Origin of the sequence: Tabrizicola sp. TH137, from assembly GCF_002855575.1 — a bacterium.
Lineage (GTDB): Bacteria > Pseudomonadota > Alphaproteobacteria > Rhodobacterales > Rhodobacteraceae > Paragemmobacter.
The window spans coordinates 324,595-341,036 of sequence record NZ_PKRQ01000003.1 but is presented as its reverse complement, the minus strand read 5'-3'; the positions used below and the strand labels follow the sequence as shown (position 1 = coordinate 341,036).

15 protein-coding genes are annotated in these 16,442 nt (G+C 68.2%); 8 read left to right on the top strand and 7 right to left on the bottom strand.

Going from position 1 to position 16,442, the window contains the following annotated elements:
* Nucleotides 1-89: 89 nt before the first annotated feature.
* Nucleotides 90-995 (bottom strand): LysR family transcriptional regulator, encoded by a 906-nt coding sequence (locus tag C0V75_RS11545; RefSeq protein ID WP_101921082.1) that lies wholly within the window; start codon nt 993-995, stop codon nt 90-92.
* 97 nt (nt 996-1,092) lie between these two features.
* Here C0V75_RS11545 and metF point away from each other — a divergent pair, with 97 nt between their 5' ends.
* The 5 genes from metF (at nt 1,093) to C0V75_RS11520 (ending at nt 5,930) form a co-directional block, all read left to right on the top strand.
* Nucleotides 1,093-1,959, top strand: a complete 867-nt coding sequence (gene metF / locus C0V75_RS11540; protein ID WP_101921299.1) for a methylenetetrahydrofolate reductase [NAD(P)H] — start codon at nt 1,093-1,095, stop codon at nt 1,957-1,959.
* A 357-nt stretch (nt 1,960-2,316) separates the two neighbouring features.
* Nucleotides 2,317-2,757 (top strand): type II 3-dehydroquinate dehydratase, encoded by a 441-nt coding sequence (aroQ, locus tag C0V75_RS11535; protein WP_101921081.1) that lies wholly within the window; start codon nt 2,317-2,319, stop codon nt 2,755-2,757.
* Nucleotides 2,754-3,521: an aldolase/citrate lyase family protein gene (locus C0V75_RS11530; RefSeq protein WP_101921080.1), complete on the top strand. Its 768-nt coding sequence runs from the start codon at nt 2,754-2,756 to the stop codon at nt 3,519-3,521. The genes aroQ and C0V75_RS11530 overlap by 4 nt, the downstream gene beginning before the upstream one ends.
* Nucleotides 3,518-4,768, top strand: a complete 1,251-nt coding sequence (locus C0V75_RS11525) for an AMP-binding protein (RefSeq protein ID WP_143710411.1) — start codon at nt 3,518-3,520, stop codon at nt 4,766-4,768. Before C0V75_RS11530 ends, C0V75_RS11525 begins: the two co-directional genes overlap by 4 nt.
* Nucleotides 4,769-4,853: 85 nt before the next feature.
* On the top strand, nt 4,854-5,930 hold the full coding sequence (locus C0V75_RS11520; RefSeq protein ID WP_101921298.1) for an acetyl-CoA C-acyltransferase: 1,077 nt from the start codon (nt 4,854-4,856) through the stop codon (nt 5,928-5,930).
* Nucleotides 5,931-5,957: 27 nt separating this feature from the next.
* Here the strand turns inward: C0V75_RS11520 and C0V75_RS11515 are convergent, their stop codons facing one another.
* The 4 genes from C0V75_RS11515 to C0V75_RS11500 form a co-directional block, all read right to left on the bottom strand.
* A complete protein-coding gene (locus C0V75_RS11515; RefSeq protein ID WP_101921078.1) occupies nt 5,958-6,500 on the bottom strand; it encodes a biotin transporter BioY in 543 nt (180 codons plus the stop codon).
* 28 nt (nt 6,501-6,528) lie between these two features.
* Nucleotides 6,529-7,128: an energy-coupling factor transporter transmembrane protein EcfT gene (locus C0V75_RS11510; RefSeq protein WP_101921077.1), complete on the bottom strand. Its 600-nt coding sequence runs from the start codon at nt 7,126-7,128 to the stop codon at nt 6,529-6,531.
* Nucleotides 7,103-7,840 carry an energy-coupling factor ABC transporter ATP-binding protein gene (locus tag C0V75_RS11505; RefSeq protein ID WP_101921076.1) on the bottom strand — a complete coding sequence of 246 codons (738 nt, stop codon included), beginning with the start codon at nt 7,838-7,840 and terminating at the stop codon, nt 7,103-7,105. Before C0V75_RS11505 ends, C0V75_RS11510 begins: the two co-directional genes overlap by 26 nt.
* Before the next feature lie 104 nt (nt 7,841-7,944).
* The gene (locus tag C0V75_RS11500; protein ID WP_101921075.1) at nt 7,945-9,222 is read right to left on the bottom strand and encodes a 4-aminobutyrate--2-oxoglutarate transaminase; all 1,278 of its coding nucleotides are present in this window, start codon (nt 9,220-9,222) and stop codon (nt 7,945-7,947) included.
* A 197-nt stretch (nt 9,223-9,419) separates the two neighbouring features.
* Here C0V75_RS11500 and dprA point away from each other — a divergent pair, with 197 nt between their 5' ends.
* The 3 genes from dprA to C0V75_RS11485 all read left to right on the top strand — a co-directional run bounded on the left by dprA (nt 9,420) and on the right by C0V75_RS11485 (nt 14,494).
* Complete coding sequence (gene dprA / locus C0V75_RS11495; RefSeq protein ID WP_101921074.1) at nt 9,420-10,562, top strand: DNA-processing protein DprA; 1,143 nt, start codon at nt 9,420-9,422, stop codon at nt 10,560-10,562.
* Nucleotides 10,563-11,193: 631 nt separating this feature from the next.
* Nucleotides 11,194-13,815, top strand: a complete 2,622-nt coding sequence (gene topA, locus C0V75_RS11490; protein WP_101921073.1) for a type I DNA topoisomerase — start codon at nt 11,194-11,196, stop codon at nt 13,813-13,815.
* A gap of 49 nt (nt 13,816-13,864) precedes the next feature.
* Nucleotides 13,865-14,494 carry a hypothetical protein gene (locus C0V75_RS11485; RefSeq protein ID WP_101921072.1) on the top strand — a complete coding sequence of 210 codons (630 nt, stop codon included), beginning with the start codon at nt 13,865-13,867 and terminating at the stop codon, nt 14,492-14,494.
* Between the two features lie 25 nt (nt 14,495-14,519).
* On the opposite strand, the gene choV is transcribed toward C0V75_RS11485, so the two are convergent.
* Complete coding sequence (gene choV, locus C0V75_RS11480) at nt 14,520-15,578, bottom strand: choline ABC transporter ATP-binding protein (RefSeq protein ID WP_101921071.1); 1,059 nt, start codon at nt 15,576-15,578, stop codon at nt 14,520-14,522.
* The gene (gene choW, locus C0V75_RS11475) at nt 15,575-16,411 is read right to left on the bottom strand and encodes a choline ABC transporter permease subunit (RefSeq protein ID WP_101921070.1); all 837 of its coding nucleotides are present in this window, start codon (nt 16,409-16,411) and stop codon (nt 15,575-15,577) included. Before choW ends, choV begins: the two co-directional genes overlap by 4 nt.
* Nucleotides 16,412-16,442: the final 31 nt, after the last annotated feature.

Here is a 16,442-nt window from a genome sequence, read left to right as displayed (position 1 = left end):
TGGCGTGGCGGGGTTAACCCCGCCCAACGGGTGTTTGGGTCGCGGGGAGACCCGATTTATCGGCGGTGCCGTGGCGGGGAGCCCCGGATTTACGGGCGTTGCAGCTTGACCGGTTCCGTGCGGCCCAGCCGCAGGAAATGCGCCATGAAGGGTTTTGCGGCATCCTCTTCCCGCGTTGCAGCATAGAGGCGGCGGGTGATCGTCTTGGGGCCCAAGGGCCGCGTGATGTAATCGGCATGGCTGCGCACGTCGCGCAGCACCCAGTCGGGCAGCACGGCCACGCCGCGGTTCGAGCCGACCAGCATCAGGATCACTGCCGTCAGTTCCACCGGGCGCTGGCCGCGCGGTTCGATCTTCGCCGGTGTCAGCAGTTCGGTGAAGATGTCGAGCTTGTCGCGGGCGACGGGGTAGGTGATGAGGATTTCATCGCGGAAATCCTCGGCCCCGACCCAGTCCTTCTTCGCGAGCGGGTGGTCCTTCGAGGCGACGAAGGTGGGGTGATAGTCAAAGAGCGGGTTGTAGACCACGCCGTCGAGGCGGAGGGGATCGGAGGAGATCACGAGATCCACCTCCTCGCGCAGCAGGGCGGGGATGGCGTCGAAGGCAAGGCCCGCGCGGATGTCCACATCGACATCCGGCCAGGCGTGGCGGAACTGTTCGAGGACGGGAAAGAGCCAGTCGAAACAGGCATGGCATTCGATGGCGATGTGCAGCCGCCCGGTCTTGCCGGATTTCAGGGCGCGGAATTCCTCTTCCAGCGCGTCGATTTCCGGCAGGATGCGTTCGGCGAGTTTCAGCATCCGGAGGCCCGCCGCCGAAAGCCGCATGGGTTTGGAGCGGCGGACGAAAAGCTCGATCCCCGCCTGATCTTCCAGCCCCTTCACCTGATGGGAGAGGGCGGATTGCGTCATGTTCAGGATATCGGCCGCGCGGGCGAGGCCGCCGGCCTGATGGATGGCGCGGATGGTGCGGAGATGGCGGAATTCGAGATGCATGGATGATGCGACGGATTCATGTTGATGATGAGTATTATGAATTTGTCTCACATGACGCGATATGAGACAAGGGGGCATCAAGGATGAGGTGTTTCCCATGACGACCCCGCGCATCAGCTTCGAGTTCTTCCCGCCGCAGACGCTGGATGCGTCCTTCCGGCTGTGGGAAACGGTGCAGATGCTGGCGCCGCTGAAGCCGTCCTTCGTTTCGGTCACCTATGGGGCGGGCGGGACGACGCGGAAGCTGACGCATGAGGCGGTGGGGGCGATCGGGCGCAACTACGGGCTGAATGTCGCGGCGCATCTGACCTGCGTCGATGCGACGAAGGCCGAGACGCTGGAGATCGCCGAGGCCTATGCGGCGGCGGGTGTGACCGAGATCGTGGCGCTGCGCGGCGATGCGCCCAAAGGGGCGGAGCGGTTCACGGCCCATCCCGAGGGTTTTGCCTCTTCGGTGGAGTTGGTGGAGGCGCTGGCGAAGACGGGGAAGTTCAAGCTCCGCGTCGGCGCCTATCCCGAACCGCATCCCGATGCGGGCTTTGCGGGGGCGGATGTGGAACACCTGAAGCGCAAGGTGGATGCGGGGGCGACGAGCGCGATCACCCAGTTCTTCTTCAACGTCGATACCTATTTCCGCTTCCGCGATGCCTGTGTGGCCGCAGGGATCGACGTGCCGATCATTCCGGGCATCCTGCCGATCATTTCCTGGGACGGGGCGAAGAAATTTGCCGCCCGCTGCGGGGCGCATGTGCCCGGCGCGCTGGACGAGGCCTTCCGCGTGGCGGCGCGTGACGGGCGCGAGGACCTGTTGGCGCTGACCCATTGCACCACGCTTTGCGCGCGGCTGATCGAGGGCGGCGTGGAGGACCTGCATTTCTACACGCTGAACCGCCCGCATCTGACACAGGCCGTGGTGCGCGCGCTGGGGATCACCCCGGAGGTCGCGCTGGAGAAGGTGGCCTGAGGCTTCTGGAACTTCTCTGTCCCCAGAGGAGTGGCTGACTGGGCGCCCGGTTCCGATCCGGCCTGCCATCTCCTGCACGGCTCCCGCAGGGTGGTGGACCGGATCGCCCGCAGGGACCGGGCGCCCGTTTTTGATCCGCGACAGGCGAAAATTCTTCGACGAAGAATTTTCGGGCGCGCCTTGGCGCGCCGGGGGAAAACTCTTCGGAGAAGAGTTTTGGGGGCCGGTTGACCGGCCCCTGCGGGGAAAATTCTTCGGAGGAAGAATTTTCGGGGCTGCGCGGGGGGCGGGCGCGGTTGCGGCCCGGACAGGGGCGCATTAACCTCGCCCGCGACAGCGACCCGGGGAACGCGACACGTGGCAAAGCCCATCTTCCTTCTGAACGGCCCGAATCTGAACCTGCTCGGCCTGCGCCAGCCCGAGATCTATGGGCGCGAGACGCTGGAGGACGTGGCCGAGGCCTGCGGTGCCCTGGCCGAGGAGCTGGGTCTGTCGATCCGCTTCCACCAGTCCAATCACGAGGGTCAGATCATCGACTGGATCCACGAGGCGCGGGGGGCCGGGGCGGGCATCGTGATCAACCCCGGCGCCTTCACCCATACCTCCATCGCCATTCTCGATGCGCTGAATGCCTTCGAGGGGCCGGTGCTGGAGGTGCATATCTCCAACATTCACAAGCGCGAGTCCTTCCGGCACCATTCCTATGTGAGCCTGCGTGCCGAGGGCGTGATCGCGGGTTTCGGGACCGAGGGCTATCTGCTGGCGCTGCGCCGGATGAAGACGCTGGTGTCGAAATGATGCTGCCGCAGAACCGGTTTAAGAAGGCGCTGCGCGAGGGGCGGCAGCAGATCGGGCTTTGGAATTCGCTTCCCGGTCCGCTGGCCTCGGAACTGCTGGCGACCTGCGGTTTCGACTGGGTGGTGATCGACACCGAACATGCGGTGACCGATATTCCCGACACGTTGGCGATGATGCAGGCGATGGCCCCCTATCGCACCCATGCGGTGGTGCGGCCCGCGGCGAATGATCCGGTGCTGATCAAGCGGCTGCTCGATCTCGGGGCGCAGACGCTGATCATCCCCTATGTGCAGGATGCCGAGGAGGCGCGGGCGGCGGTGGCGGCGATCCGCTATGCGCCGCGCGGCATCCGCGGGGTTGCGGGGATGACGCGGGCCACGCTCTTCGGCCAGGTCGCGGGCTATGCGGCGCGGGCGGAAGAGGAGCTGTGCCTGATCCTGCAAGTGGAAACCGCCGATGCCCTGGACCGGATCCCCGAGATTGCGGCGGTGGATGGGGTGGACGGGCTGTTCATCGGTCCGGCCGACCTTGCAGCAAGCATGGGCCATGCCGGCAATAGCGGCCATCCCGAGGTGGTGGCGGCGATCGAGAGGGCGATCCGGGCGATCCGGGCCGCGGGCAAGCCTGCCGGAATCCTGACGCTGGACCCGGAATTCGCGCGGCGCTGCATCGACTGGGGGACCGGTTTCACGGCTGTCGGCATGGACATCGCCCTTCTGGCGCAGGCGGCGCGCGGGCTGGCGGCGCGGTTTCGTCCGGAGTGAGGGGTGTGGTGCGGGCGGCGGCGATCCCGGATCGGTTTCGCTGGCACCCGGATGCCCGGCTGATCGGGCCGGAGGGGCGCGAAGCGGCGCCGGTCCCCGCCGGGGCCTCGGCGATCATCGCCGAATCCCCCTGCGGAGCGGCCGTGGCGGCGGCGCTGGCCCGGGCCGCCTGCGGGCTGCCCTTCCGTATCGGCGCCCCCGACCTTGCGCCACCGGAAGCCGGGGCGCGGCCGCGGTCCCGCCCGGTCTTCGAGACGCTGACCTCCGGTTCCATGGGCGTGCCACGGCGCATCCGGCGCAGTCAGCGCAGCTGGTGGGCGAGTTTCCTCGTGAACCAGCGCCTCTTCGGGATCGGGCCGGGGGTGCGGGTCGCGGTGCCGGGGCGGATGGTGCATTCCCTGTCGCTTTACGGCGCGCTGGAAGGGGCCTGCCTCGGGGCGGAGGTGCATCTTCTGGCCGGACTGCGCCCGGATGCCCAGGTGGCGGCCTTGCTGGCGCGAAAGGTTGCCGTGCTTTATGCCACGCCCGCGCAATTGCGCCTGATCGCCGAGGCCGGGGGGCAGCGCTTGCCGGATCTGCGGGTTGTCCTTGTCGGAGGGTCGAAGCTGGACGTCCTCTTGCGGGCGGCGCTGGCCGTGCTGGCCCCGGCGGCGGAGGTGCGGGAATTCTATGGCGCGGCGGAGGCGAGTTTCATCACCCTGACCGATGCCGGATCTGCGGAGGGCAGCGTGGGGCGACCCTATCCGGGCGTGCAGGTTGAAATCCGGGCGGCGGATGGTGCGGTGCTGGCGCCCGGCGGGCTGGGCGAGGTCTGGGTGCGGTCGCCCTATCTTTGCGACCGCTATGCCGGGGGGCGGGGGATGCCTGCGTTGCGGCGGGCGGGCTGGCTCTCGGTCGGCGAGATGGGCTGGATGGAGCGGGGGGAGCTTTTCCTGGCCGGGCGCATCGGGCGGATGCTGACAGTGGCGGATCAGAACGTGTTCCCCGAAGAGATCGAGGCCTTTCTGGCCGCTTTGCCGGGGGTGCGGCGGGTGGCGGTGCTGCCACGCGCCGATCTGATGCGGGGCCATGTGCTGGTGGCGGTGGTGCAGGGCGATCCGGCGCAGGAGGCGGCAATCCTGCGCGCGGCGCGGGCGCGGCTGGGGGCGCTGAAGGCGCCCAAGGCGGTGATCTGGCGCGCGGACTGGCCGGAGCTGGCTTCGGGCAAGGCCGATCTCGCGCGGATCGCGGCAGAGGCGGGGCTATGATGGGGCGGGCTGTGCTGCGGGGGGGGCGGTCCCTTGAGGCTTTGGGCCGGGATGTCGGGGCGGGGCCTTTCTGCGGGGGATGGGCATGAGCGCCTTTGTGATCGCGGCGCGGCGGACGGCGGTGGTGCCGCGTGGCGGGGCTTTCCGCGACTTGTCGGTCGAGGCGCTGGCCGCGCCGGTGGTGGGGGCGCTGCTTGCGGCGGCCGGGCTGGAGCCCGGGGCGGTGGACGAGGTCATCATTTCCAACGCCATAGGGCCGGGGGGCAATGTGGCGCGGCGGGTCGCGCTGGCGGCGGGCCTGCCCGAGCGGGTGGCGGGGCTGACGGTGGATCGGCAATGCGCGGGGGGCCTTGATGCACTGCTGCTGGCGCGGGCGCTGGTGCTGGCGGGCCTGGCGGAGGTGGTGGTCGCGGGGGGCGTGGAGAGCTATTCCCAGGCGCCGGAGCGGCGGATGCCGGGGGCGGCTGCCCCCTATGCGCAGGCCCCCTTTACCCCCTGGCTGGAGCGCGATCCCGAGATGGCGGCAGCCGCAGAGGCGCTGGGCCGGAGGTTGTGCATCTCTCGCACAAGGGCGGATGCCTGGGCTGTGGAGAGCCATCGCAAGGCGCTGCATGCCGATCTGTCGGGCGAGATCGTGCCGGTTGCGGGTCTGGCGCGGGATGACTTTGCGCGGGCCCTGTCACCTGTGGTGGCGGGGCGCGCGCGGCAGGTCAGTGGCGATGTGACGGCGGCCAATGCGGCGGTGGCGGCGGATGGGGCGGCCTTTGTTCTGGTCGTTTCGGAACGTGTCGCGGCCCGGGCGCGGCGGGCCTGCCGGATTGCGGCAGGCGTCACGCGGGGGGGCGTGCCCTGGGAGCCGGGTCTGGCACCTGTCGCCGCGATCGGCGAGGCGCTGGCGGCGGCGGGGCTGGCGGCAGGCAGGCTGGAGCGGGCGGAGGTGATGGAGGCCTATGCCGTGCAGGCCATCGCCTGTGTCGAGGGGGCGGGGCTGGATCCGTCCCGGGTGAACCTGAAGGGCGGGGCGCTGGCGCGGGGGCATCCGGTGGGCGCCTCGGGCGCCGTGCTGGCGGTGCGGCTGTTTCAGGATCAGGAGGCAGGGGCGGGACTGGCCGCCATCGCCTCGGCGGGGGGGATCGGGACGGCGGTGGTGTTGGAGGCGTAGGATGGGCAATATTGCCCATCCTACGGGTCAGGCGCGCGAGAGCAGCGCATCGGGGCGCATGCGCGCGATGCCCTGGGTGATGAGCGCGGCAAGCACGACCTTGATCAGGTCGCCGGGCAGGAAGGCGGTGACCATCAGGGCAGCCTCCGGCAAGGACTTGCCCAGCATCAGCGCGAGGCCCGGGATGCCGAAGGCATAGAGCGTGACCACCCCGCCGAGGAAGGCCGCGATGGCCGCGGCGGGCAGGATGGCGAGTTTCAGCTTCTCGGTCACCAGACCCGCGACGAAGGCCGCGATGGGGAAGCCGATCAGGAAGCCGACGGTGGGCGAGGCAAAGACGCCCAGACCGCCGCGCCCGCCGGAAAGCAGCGGCAGGCCCAGTGCCACGAGGCCGAGGAAGAGCAACACCGCCAGTGCCCCGCGCTTTGCCCCCAGCACCGTGCCGCAGAGCATGATGCCAAGCGATTGCGCGGTGATCGGCACGCCGAATGGCAGCATGATCTGCGGCACGAAGCCCAGAACCGCAATCAGCGCGGCGAAGAGGGCGATATGCGAAAGGCTGCGTTCCATGGCGGGCTCCTGATCCTGGCCTGCGGGTTTAGCCTGCGCCGCCCCGGGCGCGCAAGGCTTCGGCGACATGATCCGCTTCGTCCAGCGCCGCCAATGCGGCGGGAACCAGGATGCGCCAGCCGGGTGGGCGGGGGCTGCGGGCCGACCAGGCGCTGCGGATCGCCTCGATCCGCTCTGACAGGACGGGGATGAAGCGGATGGCGAGCGCGATGGCAAGCGACAGGCGGCGGGCGGGAAGGCCGATCCGGGCGAGGGGGGCGGTGATGCGGTCGAGCACGGCGAGCATGTCAGACAGCCGTGTCGTCATGGTGACAAGGTTGGCGGCGGCCATGGCGGTGATCAGGCGCAGGGCGATGGCCACCCCGCCGGACAGATCGCCGGTGACGCCGTGCCAGAGCGCGAGGATCAGCAGGAAAGGCCAGAGCGGGCGCAACTGGCGCAGGGCTCCGGCCGCGAAGGCCCGGCCAAAGGCGAGGTGGAGGCCCGCGAGCGCCATGGCAATGGCGGCGAGGGGCAGGGGGGCGGACAGGCGGAAGAGGAGCAGGGTGAAGAGGCAGAGGGCGGCGAGTTTCACGCCCGCGGGCCAGCGGTGGAGCGGTGTGTCAACCGGGGAGGTCAGGGTCAGCATCGGCCTCTCCCAGTCTTGCCATTTCGGCGGTGAAGGCGGGGATCACCGCATCGGGCGGGCCGTCAAGGCGCAGACGCCCGGCCTCCAGCCAGAGCAGGCGGTCGCAGCCCGACAGGGCGGCGGGGGCGTGGCTGATGGTGATCAGTCGCTGCGGCAGGGCGGCAAGGCGGCGCGAGAGGCGGGCGGCGGTGGGCAGGTCGAGCGCGGCGAAGGGTTCGTCGAGAAGGATCGTGCCGGGTTTCATCAGGAGGACGGCCAGCAGGCAGAGCCATTGCCTTTGCCCCTGCGACAGGGTGCTGACAGGGCGGTCGGCCCACTCCGCGCGGCCTTCGGCGGCGAGGGCCGCGCGGGCGGCTGTCTCGGCGTCGGCATGGCCTTGCTGGCGCAGGCCGAAGGCGAGTTCCTCGGCCACGGTGGGAAAGAGGATCTGCTGGTCGGGGTTCTGGAACAGGATGCCGAGGCGCGTCAGCATGGCCTTGCGGTCGCGGGCGGGGTCGATCCCTTCGACCCTGACGGTGCCGGAACTGGGCGTGATCAGCCCCGCCATCAGCCGCAGGAGCGTGGTCTTGCCCGATCCGTTCCGGCCAAGAATGCCGATGCGCGGTTCCGTGAGGGTCAGGGTCAGGTCTGACAGGACAGGAATGCCGCGGATGGCGAAGGACGCCCCCTGAAGGACGATGCCGCTTTCCCCTTGTGCGCCTGCTGCTGCCATGTTCCGCGATTAACTCAAGCAAAAGGGCCGTTCCAGAAGAAACGGCCCCGCTCATTTTCCGTCTGCACCGATCCGACGGGGGGCAGACCTGCCCCCCTGCGCGATCAGCCTTGGCGCGCTGCGGCCACGGCCTCTTCGAGGATGTCCATCGCTTCGGCGAAATGCGCGTCGGGGATGGTGATGGGGGCGAGGAAACGGATCACGTTGCCATAGACGCCGCAGGTGAGCAGGATCAGGCCGCGCTTCAGCGCCTCCATCCGCACGCGCCCGGTGAAGCCGGCATCGGGTTCCTTGTTGCCCGGATTGGCGAATTCCACCGCCACCATGAAGCCCGGACCGCGGATATCGCTGATTTCCGGGGTGGTGGAGCGGATGGATTCCAGCCGCTGCTTCAGCCGCGAGCCAAGTTCGTTGGCACGGGCGCAGAGTTGTTCCTCTTCGATCACGTCGAGGACGGCGTGCGAGGCGGCGATGCCCAGCGGGTTGCCCGCATAGGTGCCGCCGAGGCCGCCGGGATTGGCCGCATCCATCAGTTCGGCCTTGCCGGTGACGGCGGCGAGCGGCAGGCCGCCCGCAAGGCCCTTGGCCATGGTGGTGAGGTCGGCGGCGACGCCATGCATCTGCATCGCGAAGAGATTGCCGGTGCGGGCAAAGCCCGTCTGCACCTCATCGGCGATCATCACGATGCCGTGCTTGTCGCAGAGCGCGCGGATGGCGCGGACAAGGTCGGTGGGGGCCTCGTAGAAGCCACCCTCGCCCTGCACGGGTTCGAAGATGATGGCGGCCACGCGGGCCGGATCGAGATCGGCCTTGAAGAGCTTTTCGATGCCCTTCATCGAATCCTCGGTCGAGATGCCATGCGGCCCCATCGGGAAGGGGACGTGGAAGACATCGGGCATCATCGCGCCGAAGCCCTTCTTGTAGGGTTCGACCTTGCCGGTCAGGGACATGCCCATGAAGGTCCGGCCATGGAAGCCGCCGCCGAAGGCGATGACGGCGTTGCGGCCAGTGGCGATGCGGGCGATCTTGACCGCGTTTTCGCAGGCCTCGGCCCCGGTGGTGACGAAGATCGTCTTCTTCTGGAAATCGCCCGGAACGGCGGCGTTCAGCCGTTCGGCAAGGCGGATGTAATTCTCATAGGGAAGGACCTGATGGCAGGTATGGGTGAACTTGGCCATCTGGGCGGTGACGGCCGCCATCACCTTGGGGTGGCAATGGCCGGTATTCACGACGGCGATGCCGGCGGCGAAGTCGATGTAGCGGTTGCCCTCGATATCCCAGATTTCCGCGTTCAGCGCGCGATCGGCATAGATCTGTGTCATCATGCCCACGCCGCGGGAGATGGCTTCATCCCGGCGGCGGGCGACGTCTGCGTTCAGCATGGCAAGGCTCCATCCATGGGGTCCGGCGCGGACCCTGATTTGCCGGGCATTTGATCAAACTTTGCGGCGGGCTTCAATGACGAAGGCGACGGGGCGGCGGCGGAATCCGTCCCTTGGCGACGATTGGCCGCGTTTAATCCGGCCTTAAGATTCGCTGGGGCAAAATGAGGGACGTGGACGACAGAAGGTATGTTCCGATGCGCGATTTTCCGATGCCTGCGCCTGTGCCCCGCGACCCGGGTGCGGATGATCCCGTGGATCGGCTGCGACTCATCCGGTCGCGGCGGGTGGGGGCGGTGACCTATCATCGGCTGGTGGCGGAACACGGGTCGGTGGCCGCGGCCCTTGCCGCGCTGCCCGATGTGGCGCGGGCGGCGGGGGTGGAGGAGTACAGCCCCTGCCCGGTGGAGGTGGCGCGCCACGAGATGGCGCAGGCGCGGCTGGCCGGGGCGCGGATGGTGGTGCCGGGCGATGGTGTCTATCCCGATCTGCTGGCCGGATTGCCGGATGCGCCGCCGGTCCTGTGGCTGCGGGGCGATGCGGGGCTACTGGCGCGGCCGATGCTGGCCATGGTCGGGGCGCGGAACGCGTCGTCGCTGGGCCTGCGGATGGCGCGGCGGCTGGCGCAGGGGCTGGGTGCAGAAGGGCAGGTGGTGGTGTCGGGCCTTGCGCGCGGCATTGATGCCGAGGCGCATGAGGCGGCCTTGCCCACGGGAACGGTGGCGGTGATGGCCGGTGGCGTCGATGTCGTCTATCCCGAAGAGAATGCCGCGCTGGCCGGGCGGATCGCCGAGGCGGGCTGCCTGATTTCGGAACAGCCGATGGGATTGCTGCCGCAGGCGCGGCATTTCCCGCTGCGCAACCGGATCATCGCGGGGCTGGCGCGGGCGGTTGTCGTGGTGGAGGCGGCGGCGCGGTCCGGATCGCTGATCACGGCGCGGGACGCGCTGGACATGGGGCGCGAGGTGATGGCGGTGCCGGGCCATCCCTTCGATGCGCGGGCGGCGGGGTGCAACCTGCTGATCCGGGATGGGGCGGTGCTTGTGCGCCATGTCGAGGATGTGATGGAGGCGCTGGGGACGGCGCCAGAACCCGCGAAGCTGGAGGAGGCCGAGGTGATCGACAGCCTGCCGGGGCCGGTGCCGCCGCGCCGTCCGCTGGCGGATATGGCCGCGCTGCATGGGCAGATCCTGGCGCGGCTGGGGCCGAGCCCGGTGGCGGAGGATCAGCTGATTCGCGACCTCGCCCTTCCGGCAGAAGCCGTGGCGCGGGGTCTGGTGGCGCTGGAGATGGAGGGGCAGGTGCGCCGTCAGGCCGGGGGGATGCTGTCGCGGGCGTGACGGCTGTGCGGGATCGGGCGGCGGCTTGGGCAGTGGCTTGGGCAGGGGGATCGGGTGGCGACTCGGGCGATGGCTTGCGCAGGAGGATCGGGTGGCGACTCGGTCAGGGGGATCGGGCGGGGGAGGGAGGGGGCGAGAGCGGTGTCCGGCCGGACCCAGCGCCGGTCTGACCCAGTGCCGACCTAACCCCGGGCCGGTTTTTTCCCCGCGCCGGCCTGACCCCGCGCCGGCCTGACCCCGCGCCGGCCTGACCCTGCGCCGGTCTGACCTTGCGCCGGTCTGACCTTGCGCCGGGCCAAACTGCGTGAGCCTTGCCCTGCGGTGATCCGGCGGAGCGCGCCCCGCGGGCGGGACGCGCAGGCCTTTCCTGTCGCCTCCCGCGCGTGCCGCGCGTCCGGCTCCGCGTTTAGGGGGCGCACGCGCCCCCTCTGGGCCATGCGGCCCATTCACCCCCTGTGGATATTTCCGGACAGAAAGTGGGGGCAGCCGGGCGGCGCCTCCTGCGGCGGCGGTGCGGGGCGACGGCGGTCGAAGGGCGGGCGGACCCCAGGCATCTGGCTGCATTGACAAGCGCGCCGCTTCGCCCACATGGTGCCGCGCTGTTGTTCGGGGCCTCTTGGAAGGAATTTTGATGGCTGTCGTCGTTGTGGAAAGTCCGGCCAAGGCGAAGACGATCAACAAATACCTGGGTTCGGATTTCACGGTGCTGGCCTCTTACGGCCATGTGCGCGACCTGCCGGCAAAGGACGGGTCCGTCGATCCCGAGCAGGATTTCCGCATGGAATGGGAAGTCGCGCCGGAGTCGAAGAAACATGTGCGCGCGATTGCAGAGGCGCTCAAATCCGACGACACGCTGATCCTTGCCACCGACCCCGATCGCGAGGGCGAGGCGATTTCCTGGCATCTGAAGGAGGCGCTGGCCTCCTCTCTCAAGAAGGGAAAGACCGTCGCGCGGGTGACCTTCAACGCCATCACCAAGGATGCGGTGACCAAGGCGATGAAGGAACCGCGCGAGGTGGATGAGGCGCTGGTCGATGCCTATCTCGCCCGCCGCGCGCTGGACTATCTGGTGGGCTTCACCCTGTCGCCGGTGCTGTGGCGCAAACTGCCGGGGGCGAAATCGGCGGGGCGGGTGCAATCCGTCTGCCTGCGCCTGATCGTCGAACGCGAGATGGAGATCGAGGCCTTCCGCGCGCAGGAATACTGGACGGTGAAGGCCGTGCTGACCACCCCGCGCGGGCAGGAGTTCGAGGCCACGCTCACGGTTCTGGGCGGAAAGAAACTGTCAAAATTCGACATTCCGACGGCGGAAGCGGCGGAGTTGGCGGTCAAGGCTGTCACTTCCCGAACTCTGGCGGTGAAATCGGTCGAGGCGAAGCCCGCCACGCGCAACCCCTGGCCGCCCTTCATGACCTCGACCCTCCAGCAGGAGGCGAGCCGGAAATATGGCATGGGCGCCAAGGCGACGATGAGCGCGGCGCAGCGTCTCTATGAGGCGGGCCACATCACCTATATGCGGACCGATGGCATCGACATGGCACCCGAGGCGGTGATGGCCGCGCGGGACGAGATCAAGCGCCGCTTCGGGCCGACCTATGTGCCGGACAGCCCGCGCATGTACAAGAACAAGGCCAAGAACGCGCAGGAGGCGCATGAATGCATCCGCCCGACCGACATGTCGGCGGGGCCCGAGAAGCTGCGCCTGGTCGAGGCGGATCAGAAGAAGCTTTATGAACTGATCTGGAAGCGGACCATCGCCAGCCAGATGGCGGCGGCGCGGCTGGAGCGGACATCGGTCGATGTCGGGTCGGCGGATGGCGAGGTGATGCTGCGGGCCAATGGGCAGGTGGTGCTGTTCGACGGGTTCCTTGCCGTCTATGACGAAGGCCGCGACGACGAGGATGAGGATGAAGGCCGCCTGCCGCAGGTGATGCAGGGCGAAGGGGTGGAAAAGAGCGGGGTCACGCCCGAGCAGCATTTCACCCAGCCGCCGCCCCGCTATACAGAGGCGACGCTGGTCAAGCGGATGGAAGAACTGGGGATCGGCCGCCCCTCCACCTATGCCAGCATCATCGGCACGATCCAGGACCGCGAATATGTGCGCAAGGACAAGAACCGCCTGATCCCCGAAGACAAGGGGCGGCTGGTGACGGCCTTTCTGACCAATTACTTCCGCCGCTATGTCGATTTCGACTTCACCGCCGATCTGGAAACGCAGCTTGACGACGTGTCGGCGGGGGAACGGGATTACAAGGAGGTGCTGTCGCGCTTCTGGCGGGATTTCAGCGCGGCGATTGCCGAGACGGCCGATCTGCGGATCGGCGAGGTGCTGGACAAGATCGACGAATTCCTTGCCCCGCATCTTTACCCGGCGCGGGCGGACGGGTCCGATCCGCGATCCTGCCCGGTCTGTGGCAGCGGGCGGCTGCATCTGAAGACGGCGCGGTCGGGCGGGGCCTTCATCGGTTGCGGGAATTACCCGGACTGCCGCTATACCCGCCCCATCGGCGGCGGGGATGAGGGGGGCGCGATCTCGGGCGATGGCACGGTGCTGGGGCAGGATGCGGATGGCCAGCCAATCAGCCTGCGGGCGGGCCGTTTCGGCCCCTATGTGCAGAAGGGCGAGGCGAGCGAGGCCAATCCCAAGCCGCCGCGGGCGAGCCTGCCAAAGGGGTGGAGCCCCGAGTCGATGACGCTGGAGCGGGCGGTGCAACTGCTGGCCCTGCCGCGTCCCATCGGGCCGCATCCGGCGGATGGCGTGCTGGTGGAGGCGGGGATCGGGCGGTTCGGGCCTTATGTGAAACATGGGCCGGTCTATGCCAATATCCCGGATGTGGAAGAGGTCTTCACCATCGGGATGAACCGGGCGGTCGAGGTTCTGGCGCAGAAGGCGACACGGGGGCGCGGCGCTTCTGCCCCGGTCGGCCCGCTGCGGGTGCTGGGTGCGCATCCCGATGGGGGCGAGGTTCAGGTGATGCCCGGGAAATACGGGCCTTACGTGAAATGGGCCAAGGTGAATGCCACCCTGCCCAAGGGTGTGGAGCCCGAGGCGGTGACACTGGACGAGGCGCTGGCCCTGATCGCTGAGAAGGCTGGAAAGTCTGGGGGAAAGAAGGCGGCGAAGCCGAAGGCCGCCGCCGCGCCCAAGGCCGCCGCCGCGCCCAAGGCCGCCGCGAAGCCGAAAGCTGCCGCGAAGCCGAAGGCGGCTGCCAAGCCGAAAGCTGCTGCCAAGCCAAAGGCAGCCAAGGCCTGATCCCTTGCGGATAGGCGACAGGGCGCGCGTCCTCTGCTAGGGAGGGGGCATGTGTTGCGTTGTGCAGGGGTTTGCGGTGCGTCTTTCGGTGGTTGTTCTTGGTCTGGCGGGTCTTGCCCCGCTTCCTGCTCTTGCGCAGGAGCCCTTTGAGGGCCGGGGGTATTTCATCGCCTGCGGCGAGGAAGGGTGTTTCCTGAACGCGGCGGGGTTCGATCTTTTCGTGGCGGCGGATCAGGGCGCGGCGATGCTGGCCGATCTGCCGATGCTGGCGGCAGTGGAGTTCCGCGGGACGCTGTCGGAGATCGGCGACAGTTCCGCCGCGCTGCACCTTGAGGCGGTGGAACGGGTGGCGGATGACCTTTACGAGGGCAATCTGCAAGCCATGCAGGGCGACTGGCGGCCGGTGGGCGAGGCGAACCCCTTCCTCATCGGCATCTATGGCATGGACTGGGTCGAGATCCTGATGGAAGAGGAGCAGGACCGGTTCATGATGTCGGTGGGCGATGCCTGTGCCGATGGGGTGGTCTATGCCGGGATGGCGATCAGCCTTTATCGCCATGGCGACGATCCGGGGGCGGATGCCTGCTGGGGCCTGGAATTCATCGACGACGCGCGCCTGTCGCTGCGCGACCTGTCGGGCGATTTCGGCGTGGTGGATTTCGAGCGCGTGATCGACTGAGGCGGTGGTCCCGGCCCGCGGGGGATCAGGCCCCGCGCGGGTTGATCAGGCGGGCCATGACATCGGCGGCGCGGATCGCCCCGATGGGCTGGCCACCCTCTGTGACCGAAAGTTCGGTGGCGCCATCGCGCAGCATTTCCATCACCGCGCGGACCGGTGTTTCGGCATCCACCGCATGGCCCGCCGCCGCATGGCCTCGCGCCATCACGTCGCGTGCTGTCAGCACGCTCAGCGGGTTCATATGGGCCACGAATTCGGCCACGTAATCCGAAACCGGATTGGCGATGATCTCGCGCGCCGTGCCGCATTGCACGATGCGGCCCCCTTCCATCAGGGCGATGCGGTTGCCGATCTTGAACGCCTCGTCCAGATCATGGCTGACGAAGATGATCGTGCGCTTCAGCTTGGCCTGCAAGTCAAGGAGTTCGTCCTGCAACTTGGCGCGGATCAAGGGATCAAGGGCCGAAAACGGTTCGTCCATCAGGAGGATCGGCGCTTCTGTCGCGAAAGCGCGGGCCAGTCCGACCCTTTGCTGCATGCCGCCCGACAATTCGCCCACCTTGCGTTCGGCCCAATGGGTGAGGTTGACGAGTTCCAGTTGCGCATCCACCCGCGCGCGGCGGTCTTTCTCTGGCATCCCGCCGAGTTCGAGGCCAAGCCCCACATTCTCGCGCACCGTGCGCCAGGGCAGGAGGCCGAATTGCTGAAACACCATGGCGATCCGGGTCAGGCGCATCCGGCGCAGGGTGGCGGGGTCGGCATGGGTGATATCGACCTGAGCGTTGCCGTCCCAGACCCAGACCGCGCCCCGGCAGACCGGATTGAGCCCGTTGACCGCGCGCAGGAGGGTGGACTTGCCCGAACCGGACAGGCCCATGAGGACGAGGATTTCGCCCTCGGCCACGTCCAGCTTGCAATCATGCACGCCAAGGACCTGACCGGTGGCCGTCTGCACCTCGGCCCGCGTCTTGCCATCATCCATCAGGGGCAGGGCGCGCTGGGGATTGTCACCGAAGACGATGGAGACATTGTCGAACCGCACGGCAAGACCGGCCGTGTCTTTCGGGTCGCTGATGCGGGTCATCTGCTGCCTCCGATGCGCAGCATCCGGTCAAGCAGGATGGCGACCACAACGATGATGAAGCCGGATTCGAAGCCGAGCGAGGTATTGACCGAGTTCAGCGCCCGGATCACCGGCACGCCAAGGCCATCGGCCCCGACCAGCGCGGCGATCACGACCATGGAAAGAGAGAGCATGATGGTCTGGTTCAGCCCGGCCATGATCTGCGGCAGCGCCCAGGGCAGTTCCACCTTCCACAGGGTTTGGCGCGGAGTGGCGCCGAAGGCGGTGGCGGCTTCCAGCAGGGCCTGCGGGGTGGTGGAGATGCCCAGATGCGTCAGGCGGATGGGCGCGGGCAGGACGAAGATCACGGTGGCGATCAGGCCCGGCACCATGCCGAGGCCGAAGAAGACGATGGCCGGGATCAGATAGACGAAGGTCGGCAGGGTCTGCATCAGGTCGAGGACTGGCACCAGCGCGCGGTACAGGCGCGGGCGATGCGCGGCGGCGATGCCGATGGGCACGCCAAGCCCCATGCAGACGACGCAGGCGGCGAGGATCAGGGTCAGGCTTTCGGTCGTCTCTTCCCAATAGCCCTGGTTGAGGATGAAGAGAAAGCCGATCAGCGCGCCGAGACAGACCTTCCAGGACCGTTGGAGATACCATGTCAGGCCGAGGAAGGCCGCGATGATGATCAGCGGATGGGGCGTCTGAAGCACCCAGAGGATGCCGTCGATCATCGCCTCCATCACCAGCGAGATCGCGTCGAAGAGGGAGCCCAGATGGGTGTTCATCCAGTCGAAGACGGCCTTCGCGGCCTTGCCCACCGGGATCTTGTAATCGGTCAGCCACTCCATCCGCAGCCTTCCCCCTTCATCTTGGCGGAAA